Origin of the sequence: Paenibacillus sp. FSL M7-0134 (genome assembly GCF_038007865.1) — a bacterium.
Classification (GTDB): domain Bacteria; phylum Bacillota; class Bacilli; order Paenibacillales; family Paenibacillaceae; genus Paenibacillus; species Paenibacillus polymyxa_B.
The window spans coordinates 1,060,012-1,077,974 of the sequence record NZ_JBBOXV010000001.1 but is presented as its reverse complement, the minus strand read 5'-3'; the positions used below and the strand labels follow the sequence as shown (position 1 = coordinate 1,077,974).

Sequence of the window (17,963 nt, the reverse complement as noted above, 5' to 3'; positions counted from 1 at the left end):
TCAATGTCCATCACGAACGCATCATCTGGTGATGCTGCGAACTTGTGCAACTATCTAAAGGAGGCAACAACGTGTTTGGGAAAAAGAATATGGGTCTGGTTTTGGCAGGGGTACTTAGTTTATCGTTGTTGGCTGGCTGTGGAAACGGCGGTAATGCCGCCACGGCTACAGGGGAAGCCAAGTCTACAAAAGCGGGAGCGGCTACGGGAACGACGGAAATTTCCTTGTACACTGGAGGGTCCCTGAACGTCAAAGAGCTGTGGGAAACGTTAATCAAGGACTTTGAAGCTAAAAATGATCACGTTAAGGTCAAACTGGTGTATTTGCCAGCAGGGACCGGAGGCGCATCTACACTGGATCGTCTGATCGCAGCCAAGAAAAGCGGACAAACCGATACAGATATCGACCTGTACGAAGGCAGTCTGGATGACATCACCAAAGGGGTAGGCGAGAAACTGTGGGAAACGGTGGATGCTGCCAAGGTTCCAAATTTGAAGAATGTTGATGAAACGTATCTCAAGCAAGTCAACAATCAGGCCATTCCATACCGTGCCTCTTCGGTTGTCCTTGCCTATAACAGTGCAAAAGTAGCAACACCTCCGAAAACAGCCGACGAGCTGTACACGTGGATTCGTCAGCATCCGGGTAAGTTTGCCTATAATGATCCGTCCACTGGTGGGTCAGGCAGCTCGTTTGTGAACACGGTTATCTATAATTTCCTTCCACCAGAGGCGATGAACAGTGATGATCCGGCAAATATGAAGAAATGGGATCAAGGCTTCTCACTGCTCAAGGAACTGGGCCCTTCAATGTACCAAAAAGGAGTCTATCCTAAGAAGAACCAAGGCACGCTTGATATTTTAGCAAGTGGAGAGGTTGACATGGTTCCAGCCTGGTCTGATATGGCGCTCGAGCAACTGGCTAAAGGGCTGCTTCCAGACACGGTGAAGCTGACACAGATCGACCCTGCCTTTACAGGTGGACCCTCTTATCTGATGGTTCCTTCGCTTTCCTCCAAAAAAGAAGCAACTCAGGAATTCTTGAATTATATACTGACGCCCGAAGCGCAAACGGTGGTTATTAATAAAATGTACGGCTATCCGGGGATTAAGTGGAATCTGATGCCAACGGAGCTGCAAGAGAAATTTAACAGTGTATCTTCTGGATACCGCAGCTTTAACAGCGGAGAGCTTCAGCAGGAAATCTACAAACGCTGGCAAAGTGAAGTAGCGGGCGGTTGATCATGAGTTCATTGTCCAAAAGGGGGATGCTGGGGCTTGCCCTGGTCATCCCGTCTTTTCTCATTTTGCTGGTCGTCGTTATTATTCCGATTCTCTATGCCGTAAAGGAAAGCTTGATTGATCAATATGGAACGGGCTACGGTCTGGCCAACTATATTCGGCTGTTCACGGAACCTGCCATGCGTAGAAATATCATGTATACCATTAATGTCACGTTAGTCTCGACGGCCCTTACTCTGGTCATCAGCTATGCTTTGGCGGTTTATCTGAGATTCGGTAAAGGGGTTGTCGTGAAGTGGATAGGTCGGTTGTATTTTATTCCGATGTTTGTTCCCGGTGTAATTGCAACGTATGCGATCATTACTATGTATGGTAATCACGGTTGGGCTACACGTCTTTTGCTGCCGCTTGGCATTGAGACGATTCCGAGGATTATTTATGACTACAAAGGGCTGGTGCTGGCTAATTTGTGGTTCAACATTCCGTTCGCAACCATGCTGCTCAGCTCGGCACTTGCCAGCATTCCAAACGCTGTCGTCGAAAGTGCCAGAGATGCCGGAGCCAGCACGATGCAGCTGTTTGGGCGCTTTATTTTACCCCTTTCCTACAAAACGATGTGGGTTGCGGTGACCTTCATTTTCATGGGAATCATGGGAAGCTTTACGGCTCCCTTCCTGATCGGTGCCAACTCACCACAAGTGCTGGGTGTTGCGATGCAGCAGGTGTTTTCCAGCTATCAGGAGACGCATACGGCCAGCGCAATGGCAGTGTTTATGTTTCTACTGTGTTCTTTTATGGGCTACTTTTATATTCGGACAATGGTGAAGGATGCGGATGCCAGCTAGACCGCCGTTATACACTAAGGAGGTTACAGGGATGAACAGCCAAGCAGAGGTGCAAATTACCGGGTTTAGTGGGCGAGTGTGGGAAAAGGATCTGCTGGATTGCGGTTATCGGATTGCCTTACACAAGGCGGAGGTTGAGCTCAGTCCGGGAAACGGATTCCGGTTTACATTTTCCATGCCAGAAGACGGATACGCGGAGCTTGATCTGTTCGCCAGATCAGACAGTGACTGGGCTGCGACAGATCGAGAATCTGCCTTCGTACGTCTCTACCTGAATGAAGCCTATAATCAAGATGTCATTTTGTACTATGGTAGCAGTCAGGGAGTGTACACCCGTTTGTTGGGATATCTAAAAGAAGGCGATTATGAGGTCTATGCCGAATTCCGCGAACTGGAATCGGCTCCGCTTGTATCTCGAGCATGGATCGACGGGGTTGAACTGCGCTGCGTGGCTGATTCCTCTCCAAGATCGCTGATTTATCGCCATACCCCGCTTTTATATGGCCGCAATCTGTCACATCCCTATGAGAATCGCTTTACAGATACACCGCTTGTTTTGTTCTATTCCATAGAAGTGAACGAGGGGAAGACGGTCATCGAATACCAGATGATGTTCAGCCATGAAGATGAGGGAACGCCCGCGCCGCTGCTTATGAGCAAATGGGGAAGAACCACCGATATCGAATGGATGTACCGCGTAGAGCTGGATGCAGGGGGCAATGTTCTGGAAGCTGTTTTCCAGGGGGCACATCATATTACGACTGCGTTTAATGGCAATTATGATCTGGGCGGGCATCCTGTTCTCCAATCCGCAACAACCAACGGAAACTTTAAGGATGACATTTCATCGGACTATCGTTTTATGCTGCCGCCTGCTTTCCATTGGAAACCAGAGGAAGAGCCGCGTGAGGCTGTCATGAGCCGTTTTCCTTTTGCCTATCAGGTCACTGGGTGGGAGATGGAACGTCAGCAGGAGCTGGAAATGCCATCACAAGCGTCTTCCATTACACTTGCACACCAGCGTAGCTATGTGTTTATCCAGACTTCAAAACGTCCCTTGCGGGATTCAGGCAGAGAATTGTCTCCAGGGTTCAAGCCTGGCTTCAATCGGCGTGAGGAGGATGCCTGTGTCGATGTTCAGCTTCGTCTTCACGGCTCGGAGCAGTGGTATTCATCGTGCCATCATGATCTGAGACTCGGGGATTTTAGAGCCGCTTATGAGGGGGCAGAGTCACACTTTTCCACCACGATCAAGCTGTCTGGAGAGGCTGTGCTTGAGGATATAGCTGAAATCAGAGCCGTATTGCTGGAAGGCGGTGCGGACAGCATGGAAGTGGTCGGACTGTGTGCTTTTACGTTAAACGAAGATAATCTCCCGCAGTTTCCAGGTATTCGTACAGACCGGGTGATTGAGCTGACGCGGCTTCAACCCGTGGGTGTTTTGTGGGCGGCAGACAAAGACATGTCGGGTGATGAAGTACATACTGTGAATGATATGGTGAGACATGTTGTGGATGAACCGTCTAGCCAGGATGGGGAGTCATGAGCAGACTACTGTATGTGGAAGGAACGGTCGACAGAACCTGCACCCAGAGCCATATTACGTACTCTTTTCATATTCCACAGCCGACTGAAACGATCCGTATTCACTTCTCTTACACGCCCAAGTTATTGGAGGATCAAGAGCAAGCACGAGAAATCATTGAGGAAAGCATGAGCAAATACGGATACGACGAGCCGGGGCATTCATCCGATCTATGGAAGAAGTATATACCGCTGCAAAATTTATTAACGCTGTCTGTCGATGATCCTCTCCGTCACCGCGGAAATGCGCACCGTCCCGAGATGCAGCAGGAGCATTGGCTCGGTTCGTCTGCGGCTTCCCCCGGATTCCTTGCAGGAGATCATCCGCCAGGCATGTGGCGGATTACGGTCAGTCTGCATGCCGTTGTGACCGAGACGCTTGCCTACCAAATTCATGTATTGGGGGAGGAAGCAGCATATGCTTAAATGGATTCCAGCTGAGCTTCACACCCATACGCTTCACAGCGACGGCAAGCAAACACTGGAGGAGCTGGCCCAAAGTGCAGCCAATCTCGGGCTTGAATGTATCGCTATGACGGATCACAACACGCAATCGGCACTTGCGGATCAGGAACGGGTTCAGCGGCAGTTCGGTCTCCCCATCATTTCAGGGATGGAGTGGACGACCTTTTACGGGCACATGCTGACGCTTGGGGTTGACCGCTTTATCGACTGGCGTGTGCTGGGACCAGATGACATCCATGAGGGGATTCGGCAGGTGCATGAGCAGGGAGGCATTGCAGGGATTGCCCATCCGTTCAGGATCGGAAGTCCGATCTGCACGGGGTGCTTTTGGGAATACACGATTCAGGATTGGCATGAGGTGGATTATATAGAGGTCTGGTCAACGCTTATGCCATCTATTAAGCGGGATAGCCAGCGGGCGTTTGCCATGTGGACCGATTTGTTGAATCAGGGGTATCGCATCACTGCGGTAAGCGGTCGGGACTGGCATGTATCTAAACCAGATGATGCGCTTCCGGCTGTTACGTATTTGGGTGTTCATGATGAAGCAGAAGAGCGAGAAGGTTTAGCAGGCCGGGCAGTTGATGCGATTCGCCACGGTTCAGTGTCAGTTACGATGGGACCGTTACTGACGATGTGGGCACAGATTAAGGGCAAAGAAAATCGTTATCACATCGGCGAATGTATAGAGCTGACTGTAGAGGATTCACTATCGGTGACGGTTCAATTGGATGTGGAAGCAAGAGCATCCCATTATAACCTCAAGCCTCAGAATCTTCGTCTTCTGCTGACAAGTAGTCATGGAATATGCTCCGAGATCCAGGTCCCTGCTCACACAGGAGAATATACGCTGTCATTGCAAGATCCGCTAGGAAAGGGCTGGATAAGAGCCGAGCTTTACGGCTGCATGGAAGACTGCGTGATGATGATTGCTTTTACGAATCCGATTTATATGGCTTAACACAATAGAAAGGCTGGGCTTCGGACGGTGTCAACAAAACAAGAGAACATAAAGCAGCTTATAGAAGAATATATGAAGGTTAATCAAATGGGTCCGGGGGATCGGCTGCCGTCGGAAACTGCACTTTCCCAATCGTTTCGTGTCTCGCGTACGACGCTAAGGGGAGCTATTCGCCAACTGGAATCGGAAGGTAAGCTACTAGTAAAACACGGGAGTGGCACGTTTGCTACTTGTCCGCTGCCGAGTATTCCAAGCTCGCTGGACCGCCTGTACAGCATCGGGGACATGATTCGTTCGGCAGGGTTACGGGAAGACGAGCAGCTGGAATCCATTCAGAGAATTTCGGTTTGCCCTCCTGATATTGCCGAACAGATGAGATTTTCCGAAAATGAGCCCATGATTGCCCTAGAGCGTACACGAACTGCCAACGGAGAGGCTGTAGCCCACTCTATAAACTGGATGCCAGAGAAATTAGCCGGTCCCATTCTGGAAGGTGACTCTTTTTCAGGCTCGCTTTTTCAGAGTCTTGAGTTCAAGGCGGGGGTGCGAATCGTCGGAGCGTATTCCGAGCTTACCGTTCCCAACTATGACGACGCACATATGACACGTCTGCTGAAGCATCCGCAGGCTACGGTATTACTATTGAAGCAGCTTCACTATGATGAAATGAACAGGCAGGTGCTGTATTCTCTGGATTATGTCCGCAGTGACATTTTCCGTTTCTGGGTGCGTCGTACGCGCTGATTCAATCAGAATGTGGCATCTTCTATTGAATTGTGCTAGTTTTACATATTCCATGGGTTAAAAATCGTCATATCTCGTCAATACTGATCTATATGCACTTCATGATGATACACACATGGCAGGATGCGTATAAGGAGGTAACGGGATATGAGGTGGCTTGGATGGCTGCTCAAAAAAGGAATGACGGTGGTGTTGGTTAGCGCACTAACGCTGGCAGTGACAGGTGTAGTCGTTAATGCTTATGTTCAATCGCTGCTGCGGCAGTTTAACATTCAGCTCGATCATCAGCCCATATGGGGATTGGGTTGGCTAAAAGGCAGTGCGGGTACGGACCAAAGCACAAACACGGGGAAGAACAAGACGACGGGAAGTGGCTCGGGAAGTGTAACACCGCCTGATGATGCGTTGCCTGTCATGGGACAGGGCTTAGAAGAAAGCGGGAGTGAGGCTGGTGGCGTAGCCAATGGCAAGGTATCTCAGGAGGGGGCCACGTCGGCCGGAACATCAGGCAACGAGTCACGGAAGCAGGCAGAAGGTACAGCTACACCCGAAACGAGTATTGAAGGCCATGATTTAGTGATTACGCCCGACCATTTGACGGAGAAGAAGAACAACTTACCAGCGGCACAGAAGCAGGAAATTTTTGCGATTCTGATGAATAAGCTGCCGCCGGAGGAGATGCAGAAAATATCAGCTGCGATGGAAGGCGGTCTCACCGAGCAGGAGCTTCAGGATATTCAGCAGGTGCTTGCGAAGTATTTGACCAAAGAGGAATATAACAAGTTGATGGATTTGCTTAAATGAGTATTTTGCAAAATCTTGAATAATAAACGATGAATTCATGGGAAATGTTTATGCTCAAAATAGGACTGTAGAATCCGCGCCATGCGCGGATTTTTTTGCGTGTCAGGAAGGAATTGGAGTGTAGTTGAATTCTTTGTAAAGGCTATGTTAAAGTAAACAGTGTTGTGAAAAGGTTAAATTTTTGAAACCTTTTACGCAACTATGCAATGGTAGATAGCGACTAATATCATAGATGCTTGTGAATACAGGCTAGGTTCATAATGTGAAAGACCAATAACGAACGCATTTATATAGAGATAAGATATGCTGAAAAGGAGAGAGTCATGAAGGTTTTGAGGGAGCAGGATTCACCAGACAGCAGGAATGCAGACTCAAACGTTGCAGACAAGCCTGCTGTGGAAGCGGGGAAAATAGCAAAGTGGTGGAGCGGTCGGAGAAAATGGTTGAGCTGGACGGCAGGCGGTGTGGTGATTGCAGGCAGTCTTATTTTTGCGAGTAATCAGTATGTCGGGGCTAACACAGTTCCTTATTATAAAGTGTATGTAAAAGGCGTCGAGGTCGGGAATATCTTGAATGAGCAACAACTTAAACAGCTGTACGCAACGAAGAGCAAACAATATAAGGACAAGTATCCCGGCGTCGATATGGTGCTCAATACGAGCGCGGTAACGACAGGCATTGAGAAGGCATATAAAGCGGATATCGACAGCGCGGCCACGCTGAAGAAGCTGGACGGTATGCTGACAGCGTATGCCAAAGGGGTAGAAGTGAAGGTCAACGGTCAGACGGTTGGCATTGTAAAGGACAAAGCGACTGCACAAGCGGCTTTAAAACAAGTACAGAAGAAGTACACACCTGTGGGTGAGGGTACATCTACAGGCATCAAGGGGCTGGTTCGCAAAACATCCGTGGGCAGCAGCCATGCGAGTGCTAGTACTAAAACCCCTAAAGCATGGCTGGAGTCTGCCGGTATCCGTGAGAAAATCGCGTACGAGCCTGTGAAAGCAGACCCGAACAAGGTGCTGACGGAGGCAGAAGCAGTCAAAGTGTTGACTGAGGGGCGTGAGGCTCCTATCACGTATACAGTGCAAGAAGGCGATTCTTTGTCGTCGATTGCAACTAAATTTAATATGACCGCTTGGGAGATTAAGCAGAACAACCCTGGCTCGCGTGAGCTGTATTTGCAAATTGGGGACGAATTGAAGCTTACTGCTCCGAAGGCTCCGGTTACGGTGCGAACAGTAGAGAAGGTCGTCGAACAGATTGCCATCGAGCCTGAGGTTGAGATTCGCCAGAGCGATGAACTGAAGGCAGGAGTTACCAAAGTAGTCAGACCGGGACAAGCAGGTCTTAAAGAGATGGACTATCGTTTGACCAAGGAGAACGGCGAGGTCGTGCAAGAGGAATGGCTCGGTCAAAAGGTGCTGCAGCCGTCTGTTACTGAGGTGGTTCTTAGAGGGACGAAGGTCGTGGGAGAAGGCTCAGGACAGTTCGCTTGGCCGGTGTCCGGCGCATCGATGTCGAGTAGCTTTGGCGCACGTTGGGGACGTATGCATGAGGGTGTGGACTTGGTCGGTAGTGCTGATATTCACGCATCAGATGAAGGCGTGGTATCATTTGCAGGTCAGCAGAATGGATACGGCAATGTCATTATGATTGATCATGGCAACGGCTACCAAACCGTGTACGGGCATTTGAGCAGCATTGGCGTTCATGTAGGACAGGTGGTTCAGCAAGGCGAATCGATTGGGGTCATGGGGAACACAGGACGCTCGACCGGAACGCATCTGCATTTTGAAATTCGTAAAGATAATACGCCACGCAATCCAATGACGTATTTAAGATAGATTGGATGTTTATATCGAGAGTTACATGATTTATGAGAATCAAAGGGAAAGGCCATGTTTTTCTGCATGCTTAACATTAGGTGCAGGCATGGTTTTTTTCTGCGTAAAGAAAAGGGTCTAGAGAAGTAATGGAATGGCTCACGGGTATGATAGAATAGAATAAACATCTTATAGGTACTGACAAACGTAAGTTAATTATAAATTATGATCCGTGAAGAGAGGTGAACGCTATATGCAGGGAACGATTCTGGTAGTGGATGATGAACAGCCAATCGCTGATATTTTAAAATTTAATTTGGAAAAAGAGGGCTACCAGGTGATTTGCGCCTTCGATGGAATCAGCGCGGTGGATATCGCGGTCAAGCAGCAGCCTGACCTGATTCTGCTGGATCTGATGCTGCCGGGCATGGACGGCATGGATGTATGCCGCGAGGTACGTGGGCATCAGCTCCAGACGCCGATTATTATGTTGACCGCCAAGGACGGCGAAATCGACAAAGTGCTGGGGCTGGAGCTGGGCGCGGACGATTATGTGACAAAACCGTTCAGCACACGGGAATTGCTGGCACGGGTGAAGGCACAGATGCGCAGACAGCAACGCGGCGGGGCAGGCGCGTCGGAAAGCCGACCGCAGGAGGATAAGCAGGGGCTGCGCGTGGGCGACCTCTTTTTTGATACGGATATGTATACAGCTTACAAAAACGGAACACCGCTTGACCTGACGCACCGTGAGTATGAGCTATTGCACTACATGGCGAAGAATGCCGGAAAAGTCATGACGCGGGAGCATTTACTCCAGGCGGTGTGGGGCTTCGAATACTACGGGGATGTGCGGACAGTGGATGTGACCATTCGGAGGTTGCGCGAGAAGATTGAGGAGAACCCGAGCAAGCCGGAGACCATCCTGACACGCCGTGGCCTTGGATATATTGTGAGCGGGGGCAAAGGTGGCCTGCGGGCATGAGATGGCTGTCTTTCTTTCGTACCATTCATGCAAAGCTGATTATTATCTATGTGCTGCTTATCTTGGTGGCTATGCAGCTGATTGGGGTCTACTTTGTCAGCTCGATGAAAAACTCTCTCACGAGTAATTTTACGCAGGATTTGCAAGCACGGGCGGAGATGCTGTCCGTGCTGGCGGAGCAGGATCTGAGTGGCAGTGACGGCAAAATGGAAGAAGACAGCGTGGAAAGCCTGCGTGCACGCGTGAATAATTTGTTTGATTTCAGCGGCGCGGAAATTCAGGTGCTGGATGCCAGCGGTAAAGTGTTAATTACTTCTCAGGGTTCACACGCCGATTATGTCGGACGCAAAAACACGCAGACAGTGGTCAGCCGCGCACTCCAAGGTATCCGTGATAACGAGGAATACATGGTGGACGAGGATAATGTCCGCAAGAAGGTCGTCGCCAAGCCTGTTATCAGCCAAGGCAAGATTGTCGGCGCGGTGTACATCGCCGCTTCGATGAGCGAGCTCTACGATACGATGAAACGCATTAACAATGTGTTTCTCTCAGGTATGCTCATTGCGCTCGCGTTGACGGCTGTGCTGGGCGTGGTATTGGCCCACACGATTACGCACCCGATTAAGGTGATGACACGTCATGCAACGGAGGTTGCCGAGGGCAAATTCGACCAGCAGATGCCTGTATTTGGTGATGACGAGATCGGCAGGCTCAGCGTGGCCTTTAACTATATGACAGGCCGTCTGCGTGAGGCGCTGTCCCAAAATGAAGAGGAGAAGGAGAAGCTCTCCTCCATCTTGACCAATATGAGCGACGGTGTGGTCGCTACTGATGACAATGGCCGGGTCATTCTAGTCAACCGTCGGGCCAGCGCCATGCTGGGCGTAAACGAGAACGAAATGACTGGAAGGCATATCGCGGTACTGCTGGGGATCGACCCGGAGGAAACCGAGGCCCTGTATAGCGGCTCTTCGGCCTCCACGCTCTTGCAGCTGGAGCCAGCCGGTCAGGATGAACCCATTGTTATCCGTGTGACATTCACGCCGATTCATCGGCGGGAATTTGGCATTACGGGAACGATTGCCGTACTCCAAGACGTGACGGAGCAGGAGGAGATGGAGACGACACGGCGGGAATTCGTAGCGAATGTATCACATGAGCTGCGCACTCCGTTGACGACCATCCGCAGCTATGCTGAGGCGCTGGATGACGGCGCGATGGCTGAACCGCAGCTCGCGGAGCGTTTCGTGGGCGTGATCCGCAACGAGACAGAGCGTATGATCCGGTTGGTTACGGATTTGCTGCATCTGTCACGGCTCGATTCCAATGAGGCACCTTTGCGGATGCAGCCTGCAGATGTGATGGAGATGCTGGACGAGGTCGCAGATCGGTTTTCTTTTCAAATGAAGCAAAAGCACATTCGCTCAGGGATGTTCGTAGAGCAGGGAATCGGTAAAGTCGTGATCGACCGGGACCAAATTGAGCAGGTGTTGGACAACCTGATGTCCAATGCGCTGAAATATACGCCAGATGGCGGGAGTATTCGGATTGAAGCTCGCCGCAATAGTGAGGGGATGCTATCCATTTCGGTACAGGACACCGGGATTGGTATTCCCAAAAAAGATCTGGACCGGATTTTTGAACGGTTTTATCGTGTAGACAAGGCGAGATCGCGCAATATGGGCGGCACGGGGTTGGGACTTTCGATTGCCCGGGAAATTGTAAAGGCGCATGGGGGCCAGATTTTTCTGGAGTCGGAATACGGTCAGGGAACCTGCACGACCTTTACGCTACCCATGTCGAGTGAAGGGAGGGAAGCACAGTGAAGGAACGTTTGAAGTCGTGGACGCTTATTTTGCTGGTTGCTTCCAGCCTGGTACAGACTTATTTTTTGATTTACCGCCTTCCGGGCAGTGATTCTGTACTCACTTCAGAGACGAACTATGTCAAAACCGAAAGCATGGGGCAGGAGAAAAAGATTGAGAACCTCGTGTTTCCTGATAAAATGCTCATTCACCAAGGTGAGAAGAAGCATACCGTTTTTTATCCGGGTGTTACTTTTTACGATTTAATTTATACACGGCTGGAAAGCCGAAGCTTTAACAACTTTCAACGTCGAAGTATTCAATCGGCAGACTGGGCGCGGATTCGCAGCGAAAATGAAGGCATCGAATTATCTTTTTCAGGCGGAGTCCCGGTTTCATTACTGGAGCGGGTCATGCGTCTGACGCCGGATTCGGTGTTTCAGGGAGAGACGATTAACCGCATCTGGATCTATATAGATGAAAAGAATGCCAAGCCGCACGCGCTCTTTTTCAGTGCCAGAGGCGATGTGGTGTATGAGGCGAACCAGTTCGATATGACGGTAGAGGACATCCGACAGCATGTGAATTTCGGTAAAAATGCCCCGTTGTACGAGCTGGTGGATAATCAGTACTACATTCCCGTGAATGACCTGGAAACTACACAGCCTGTGGTGTATGCTGGGTTGTTTACGACGGAGCAAATGCAGCGGAATTTGTTTTTCGATCCGGGGATTACGCGCAATATTCAGGAAAAGGACGGCTCCCAAATTTATACGGACAGCAAGCGTAGTCTGCAAATCAAGCAGGAGCAACGATGGATGAGCTATACCGATCCCAGTGCGCCGGGGGCGGGTGGAAGCAGTCCGATTAGGGATGTGCTGGCCGCGGTTGATTTTGTAAATCAGCATGGTGGTTGGGATGCTTCGTATCAGCTGAAATTGAAGAGCAGTGATGAAAATCGTACAACTGTGATGTTTCAGCAGTATTATGGTGCTTATCCAGTGCTGGACACACCATCGTTCCGCTTTGGTACGATTTCGCTGCAAATCCAGCAGGAAACGGCTTCTGTCTATGAACGTTCGTTGCTGTATCTCAAGGGAGGAGAACAATCCTCAAAGAAGGTTATGCTGCCGGGCGGCGAGCCCTTGAAAAAGCAACTGGAGACTGTAGGCAAAGGGAAGACGATTAGAGAACTGACTCCTGTATATCAGCCGGAGCTGATTAATGATGGATTGAAGCTTTCTCCTGAGTGGCGCGTTACGCTCAGTGACGGTTCTGTTGCTGAGATTCATGCTGTCCCTGTAACGACAGCATCGAATACAACACAAACACAGCCAGACCGGGAGACAAAGAGGTGACAGGAAGGGGGAACGGGAATGGATTGGAGCCGCGCCAAAAACGTACTGATCTGTACATTTTTGCTGCTCAATGTGGTATTGAGTTATCAACTGTGGCATGACGCGCAGGAAACGGTAGGGCCGAATTTGGATTTTACTTCATTGGATGAAAATACGCAGCGTTTAATGGAAGAGAAAAGCATTCAGGTGCTGGCTCCGATTCCCGGGGATACCCCGCAGCTGCCTAAACTTTCTTACACATACGTTCATAGTGGAGAAAAGGATGATCGTGTGCAGCTGGTGAAGCCGGTGGACAGCAAACTGGTATTCACCCATGACGCGTTAGTTGAGGCATTGGAGCCACAAATCAAGGATATCGATAACTTCCAGTATGATCCGCTGGATGTTCAGGAGGAGTTGGCATCCGGACAAGCAGATGCTTTTGTGCTCCATCCGTTGGTACAGGGCAAGTGGCCGCTATTTAATGTGAAGCTGGCTCTGTTTTACAGCAATCAGAAAATTACAGGGTATCGCAAAATTAAGGTCGATCTCCAGCCTTCGGATGAGGCAAAGAAAATGCTGCCTGCGTCCAAAGCACTGGCAAGGCTGATTGACGGTTATTTGCCGCGCGACTCGATTGTGAAGGATATCCGGCTCGGTTATTACGGACAGACCTTTAACTCCGATAGCCAGGTGGCTGCCCCCGTGTGGCGGTTTATGCTGGACAACGGGAAAGGTGTGTATTATGTGCAGATGAACGGAGATGTCATTAGTCCAAAGACAGAACATACAGAAGGGTCTTGAACAGATATGGGGATTTCATTTACCGTGCTGTCGAGCGGTTCGACCGGCAACGCTACCGTTGTGCGGAACGAAGACACGACATTGCTCATCGACGCAGGTCTCAGCGCGAAGCGTATTGACGAATTGCTGAAAGAACGCGATCTGAGCGGAGAAGAGTTGGATGGTATTTTGGTCACGCATGAGCATTCCGATCATGTTAAAGGACTAGGCGCCATGGCGCGTAAATATAATTTACCTATATATGCTAACGAGAAGACATGGTTTGCCATCAGCAATGCTGTTGGGCAAATTGCAGAGGATAACCGCAGAATATTGGAGACAGGCGCAACGCGGGAATTTGAGTCATTACGCGTGGAGTCTTTTGGCATATCCCATGATGCGGCTGAGCCTGTAGGATATAGCTTTTATGATGGGGCAGAGAAGCTCAGTGTAGCGACCGATCTTGGCTATGTCAGCGACAAAGTGAAACAGGCGATATCAGACGCGGATGTATTGGTGCTGGAGTCTAATCATGATGTGGAAATGCTGCGTATGGGTCGTTATCCGTGGAACATCAAGCGCCGTATTCTCAGTGATATCGGTCATTTATCCAATGAGATGGCGGGCGCGATTCTTAGCGAGCTATTGACAGGACGTACGAAGCGAACGTATTTGGCACATTTGAGCCGCGACCACAATATGATGGAACTTGCGAAGTTGACTGTACGTGGGGCGATGGAAGACCGCGGCTGTTTTTACAAGGACAGTGAATTTCGATTGTGCGATACGTACTATGATCGTCCTACACCTTGGGATAAGGTAAGTGAGCCATAAAGCTGTCCAGCTCGGCGGCTTTGCGTTCTACCTCTTCACGGGTCACTACGCCTTTGTCCACCAGTAGTTCAATCAATGTACTTAGCGCCAGTGTATTGCGGTAATGCTCGTCTTTCAAATCCGCAAGCTTGGCAGCCATGTGAACTTCATCCATAGCCGAACGATGTGAATTCATCATATATTCCTCCTGTAAAAATATTTTAGAAATGGCGTGCAATGAGCTTGGTTCTGCCTGTGGTTTTGTTGGGTGCTGTGATACAATAAAGCTAACAACGGAAAGCTTTCTGAAGGAAGGCTCTCATCGAAAGTATAGGCAGCTTTAAGCGGACGGGAACAGGCCAGAACGTCTCTATGAGACGATCATTTTGTAATAGAATAGAAGACTTGTTACTATTGTAGTCCATTGGTTTGGAAATCATTCCTCTTTTTTCCTCTATTCGGGGTCAGATTCGGCGTGTATGCTAATTTATGAGATTCGGTTGCTTAGGAAGGCACCATTTGTGGTGATTAATAAGTAGGCCGGAACGATTGGTTGCTGGATTCCGATGATAAGGGATATTCAATCCATTTGAGATGTTCAACGGAGCAGGTTCTCTGTAGCATAGGTTGGCGCAAGCCCGAATAGCCCTAATTTTTTAGTGAGTGTCGGTGCATGACAACGAAGGGGAGAGGATTAGCATGGGCTTGTTTGAGGACGATTTTTATTCAACAAAGGTATCCACACGTGCGGCTAAAAAAATGGCATTTAAGGCGCGCCGTGGAGGACGTGGACGTTGGCCACACAGGAAGCGTGGAGTAAGTCCGGTGCAAGCTGCTGTCATTAGCGGTGCAGTCAGTGCAGTGGTTGCTGTGCTTCTGTTCAGCTTTATTACAGGCCTGCCCTCCACTACGGCGGTAACGGGAGCCAGTCACTATCCCTTGCGGCAAGCAGCGGGTGATCCGTATGATCGGATTGTGCAGGCGGCAGCCAAGGTGCGCCCAGCCGTCGTCAGCATCGTGAATCTGAAAGAGGAAGATGGTAAAAGCACGGAACAATCCGCGCTTGGATCGGGTGTCATTTTCCGAGTGAGTTCAGGCAAAGCCTTCATTATGACAAATAACCATGTGGTCGAAGGATCAGATGATCTGGATATTGTAACGGTAGACGGTGTCAGAAAAGAGGCAAAGCTGATCGGAAAGGATCGCATTAGTGATATCGCTGTACTCGCAGTTGACGATAAAGGCATTAGCACGGTAGCGGATATCGGCGACTCCAGTAAACTTCGTCTGGGTGAGACGGTCATTGCTATTGGCAATCCGCTTGGCCTGGGAGACACGCTTACCTCCGGTATTGTGAGTTATACGAATCGCATCATTCCGATTTCCATTAACCAGGATGGCGTATATGACTGGGAGCAGCATGTGATCCAGACCGATGCGGCGATTAATGAGGGAAACAGCGGCGGAGCGCTGGTCGATCTGGACGGACGTGTGATTGGCATTAATACGATGAAAATCGCTGATACTGGTGTTGAGGGACTTGGTTTCGCCATTCCCGCCAATGAGGTAATGAAGACGGTGAATGAACTGGTTGAGGACGGCAAGATCACCCGCCCTTATCTGGGGGTATACACGGTGGACCTAAACAATGAATATGCACCGCTGGATGAAACTCAGCGCAAGGAGCTCAAGTTGCCGGACAGCGTGAAAAATGGGGCAGTCGTTCTGGAGGCCCATGGTCCTGCCAAGGAGGGTGGCTTGAAGCTGAACGATGTCATTACAGCGTTTGATAGCGAACCGATTAACTCTACCCTTGATTTACGTCGCTACTTGTACGATAACAAGAAGATTGGCGATGAGCTGAAAGTTACTTTTTACCGGGCAGGCAAGGAAGAAACGGTGATGTTAAAATTAACAGATAAGCCGGAAGGCTAAGGTAACTTATAGGCTTAACTATAAAAAAAGGCGTTCACCGGCTCATTTCCGGGAACGCCTTTTTCGATCTTCTGCTGAGCCTTAGATTAGGATGTCGTTCCCGTTACACGGGTTCCGCTCTTGGTGATTTTGTATGTCACCACATCGCCGCTCCAAAAATGGAACTTCAGCGTGACTTCACCATCTTTTACACTATTAAAAAATTCAGGTAGCAGCTTGATGCCATTGGCATCATAGGCAGGGGCAAAAGTATTGCCAAACTCTTTATAAGGCGTCCAATCCTGTGGACCGGCATTGCCACCATTGGTATAAACGGCTTCCATCGTGGCGAGCTGGCTACCGTGGAATTCTGTTGGAATGGTAAAGGCTTGTGTAGTCCCTTCGACAGCGCTTAATTTTGGGGTATCATACACGACTACTTTGAAGTTCCAGTCTGCCCCCTTGTTAAACTTAGCGGTAATGACGGCATTCTCCCCATATTTACCGGAAGTGGTCAGGCTGGTGAGCAAGCTGGCTTTTAAGGTTAATGTATCTCCGCTCAGCGTATAGTCGGTGCTCTGTGTTAGTTGCTTACTGCCCACACTGAGTGTTTTCAGCTGATTGCCATTCAGGTTTAAGGTGACCTTGGTGTCCTGAGCAGAGGTGCCTTTCTTCAAGTGAATGAGATCACGGTCTGCATTGGAGGAACGCCCTTTTAGACTGGCTTTAATAACATTAAAGAGTTCAGGATCAGACCATTTGTACGTTGTGCGGTTAAAATGCTGGCCATTATCCCAGAGCATACCTGTTATTTTCTTCTCTTTCATGTAATAGGTTAAATACTCGAAGAATTTCAGCTTTTCGCCTTGTTCAATAACGCCTGTATTTTTATCGAAGCCGAGTAGACCGAATTCACCTACAATAACCGGAATACCTTTGGCTACAAAGGTGTTATAGACGTTATCAAAGGTTTGGATGATATCGTTTTTAGTATCTTTATCAAAAGTAGTATGGCCCGCAATATTTACACTGAAAGGCCAATAACCATAATAGTGGACGGTGGCAATCAGATTGGGATCATTCAGCTTGGTTATCGTGTTGTACAGCTCGTTGATTTTGGCCTGAGCAGGTGAGGTGTCCAAGCCAGGCAGAACAAGGGGACGAGTGGCATTCTTACCGCCAGAGGCGCGGACAATTTTGTGGAAGGATACATTCAGTTCTTGGAGCATCTGATTCATTTTCGCTTCATCCGTAGTCCCTCCTTCGGAGAAACGGGGTTCGTTAATACTTTCGAACATCAGCTTGTTAGGCTGGTCTTTAAAGCGTGGGGCAATTTGTGTCCATAATGCGTTATAGCGAGCCAGCACCTCATCATGTTTGGGCTCCATATTGCTTACCCACGTCCATGAATCATGATGGACATTGATCATGACGTACAGATTAGCATCCAGTGCCCAGCGAACAACCTCTTCCACACGGTTCATGTAGGCAGACTCAACGGTATAGTTTGGTGCTGCTCCAATGTGCTTATCCCAGGTGACGGGAATACGAATACTTTTGTATCCTTGGGCGGCAATTTGCTGGATCAACGCCTGGGTAATGCGCGGATTGCCCCAGGCTGTCTCATCCGCCCCCACAGCATCCAGAGAATTTCCTAAATTCCATCCAGGCTGCATGGCTTCCACATACGATTGCATGCTGCTCGCAGCCGCAGCTTGTGGTGCTTGTCCGTCAGATTCGGCAGCAGCGGCAACGGATGCGAACGTAGATAACAACAGGGTAATGGCAAGCGTCAACGACAGCAATGAAACGGGTCTTCGTTTTAACATAACAGGCCCCTTTACAAAGTTATTTTT

At 49.4% G+C, this 17,963-nt stretch carries 16 protein-coding genes; 14 read left to right on the top strand and 2 right to left on the bottom strand.

Annotated elements, in window-relative coordinates; all coding sequences use genetic code 11:
• Positions 1–71 precede the first annotated feature (71 nt).
• The 13 genes from NSQ58_RS04700 (at position 72) to NSQ58_RS04640 (ending at position 14,214) form a co-directional block, all read left to right on the top strand.
• The gene (locus NSQ58_RS04700) at positions 72–1,241 is read left to right on the top strand and encodes an extracellular solute-binding protein (RefSeq protein WP_025723151.1); all 1,170 of its coding nucleotides are present in this window, start codon (positions 72–74) and stop codon (positions 1,239–1,241) included.
• A 2-nt stretch (positions 1,242–1,243) separates the two neighbouring features.
• On the top strand, positions 1,244–2,086 hold the full coding sequence (locus NSQ58_RS04695) for an ABC transporter permease (protein ID WP_076295142.1): 843 nt from the start codon (positions 1,244–1,246) through the stop codon (positions 2,084–2,086).
• Between the two features lie 31 nt (positions 2,087–2,117).
• Positions 2,118–3,632 carry a hypothetical protein gene (locus NSQ58_RS04690; protein ID WP_076295143.1) on the top strand — a complete coding sequence of 505 codons (1,515 nt, stop codon included), beginning with the start codon at positions 2,118–2,120 and terminating at the stop codon, positions 3,630–3,632.
• Positions 3,629–4,096 carry a hypothetical protein gene (locus tag NSQ58_RS04685; RefSeq protein WP_076295144.1) on the top strand — a complete coding sequence of 156 codons (468 nt, stop codon included), beginning with the start codon at positions 3,629–3,631 and terminating at the stop codon, positions 4,094–4,096. Before NSQ58_RS04690 ends, NSQ58_RS04685 begins: the two co-directional genes overlap by 4 nt.
• Positions 4,089–5,096, top strand: coding sequence for a CehA/McbA family metallohydrolase (locus tag NSQ58_RS04680; protein WP_076295145.1), 1,008 nt, complete (start codon positions 4,089–4,091; stop codon positions 5,094–5,096). Before NSQ58_RS04685 ends, NSQ58_RS04680 begins: the two co-directional genes overlap by 8 nt.
• Positions 5,097–5,123: 27 nt before the next feature.
• Positions 5,124–5,840, top strand: a complete 717-nt coding sequence (locus NSQ58_RS04675; RefSeq protein WP_028540973.1) for a GntR family transcriptional regulator — start codon at positions 5,124–5,126, stop codon at positions 5,838–5,840.
• Positions 5,841–5,987: 147 nt separating this feature from the next.
• Positions 5,988–6,644, top strand: a complete 657-nt coding sequence (locus tag NSQ58_RS04670; protein ID WP_023991126.1) for a hypothetical protein — start codon at positions 5,988–5,990, stop codon at positions 6,642–6,644.
• A 323-nt stretch (positions 6,645–6,967) separates the two neighbouring features.
• A complete protein-coding gene (locus tag NSQ58_RS04665) occupies positions 6,968–8,491 on the top strand; it encodes a M23 family metallopeptidase (protein WP_023991125.1) in 1,524 nt (507 codons plus the stop codon).
• Between the two features lie 232 nt (positions 8,492–8,723).
• Positions 8,724–9,455 carry a response regulator YycF gene (gene yycF / locus NSQ58_RS04660; RefSeq protein WP_025723159.1) on the top strand — a complete coding sequence of 244 codons (732 nt, stop codon included), beginning with the start codon at positions 8,724–8,726 and terminating at the stop codon, positions 9,453–9,455.
• Entirely contained in the window at positions 9,452–11,281 is a 1,830-nt protein-coding gene (gene walK / locus NSQ58_RS04655) for a cell wall metabolism sensor histidine kinase WalK (RefSeq protein ID WP_053326504.1), read from the top strand. The genes yycF and walK overlap by 4 nt, the downstream gene beginning before the upstream one ends.
• A complete protein-coding gene (locus NSQ58_RS04650) occupies positions 11,278–12,618 on the top strand; it encodes a YycH family regulatory protein (RefSeq protein WP_076295146.1) in 1,341 nt (446 codons plus the stop codon). Before walK ends, NSQ58_RS04650 begins: the two co-directional genes overlap by 4 nt.
• Positions 12,619–12,636: 18 nt before the next feature.
• Positions 12,637–13,401, top strand: coding sequence for a two-component system regulatory protein YycI (gene yycI / locus NSQ58_RS04645; RefSeq protein ID WP_076295147.1), 765 nt, complete (start codon positions 12,637–12,639; stop codon positions 13,399–13,401).
• Between the two features lie 6 nt (positions 13,402–13,407).
• Positions 13,408–14,214, top strand: coding sequence for an MBL fold metallo-hydrolase (locus tag NSQ58_RS04640; protein WP_025723163.1), 807 nt, complete (start codon positions 13,408–13,410; stop codon positions 14,212–14,214).
• On the opposite strand, the gene NSQ58_RS04635 is transcribed toward NSQ58_RS04640, so the two are convergent.
• On the bottom strand, positions 14,183–14,389 hold the full coding sequence (locus tag NSQ58_RS04635; RefSeq protein WP_028540967.1) for a hypothetical protein: 207 nt from the start codon (positions 14,387–14,389) through the stop codon (positions 14,183–14,185). The two genes, NSQ58_RS04640 and NSQ58_RS04635, sit on opposite strands and share 32 nt — an antisense overlap.
• Before the next feature lie 503 nt (positions 14,390–14,892).
• Here NSQ58_RS04635 and NSQ58_RS04630 point away from each other — a divergent pair.
• A complete protein-coding gene (locus tag NSQ58_RS04630) occupies positions 14,893–16,128 on the top strand; it encodes a S1C family serine protease (RefSeq protein WP_023991119.1) in 1,236 nt (411 codons plus the stop codon).
• A gap of 86 nt (positions 16,129–16,214) precedes the next feature.
• Here the strand turns inward: NSQ58_RS04630 and NSQ58_RS04625 are convergent, their stop codons facing one another.
• Positions 16,215–17,936, bottom strand: coding sequence for a cellulase family glycosylhydrolase (locus NSQ58_RS04625; RefSeq protein WP_028540966.1), 1,722 nt, complete (start codon positions 17,934–17,936; stop codon positions 16,215–16,217).
• Positions 17,937–17,963 lie beyond the last annotated feature (27 nt).